The sequence below is a fragment of the Peptacetobacter sp. AB800 genome, from assembly GCF_047807365.1.
Taxonomy (GTDB): domain Bacteria; phylum Bacillota; class Clostridia; order Peptostreptococcales; family Peptostreptococcaceae; genus Peptacetobacter.
Window position 1 is genome coordinate 1 of the sequence record NZ_JBLOUI010000140.1, and the last position, 223, is coordinate 223.

Here is a 223-nt window from a genome sequence, read left to right on the forward strand (position 1 = left end):
CCGCCGCTCTTCTCCGAAGAGAATCGCTCGACTTGCATGTGTTAGGCACGCCGCCAGCGTTCATCCTGAGCCAGGATCAAACTCTCAAAAATAAAATGATTTCTGCGAAATCATATCGCCAACGAATTTTTCGCTAATACTCAAAATTCCGTTGCTCAAATTTTCGCTTTGTTTAAAATCCGCTCAGATGTTATCTCAAAATATCTGGCATGGTTTGTATGGC

The 223-nt window shown here is 43.0% G+C and carries 1 rRNA gene; it reads right to left on the minus strand.

Going from position 1 to position 223, the window contains the following annotated elements:
* Window positions 1–92: ribosomal RNA gene (locus ACK2WN_RS12485) — 16S ribosomal RNA — on the minus strand; the annotation flags it as partial.
* Window positions 93–223 lie beyond the last annotated feature (131 nt).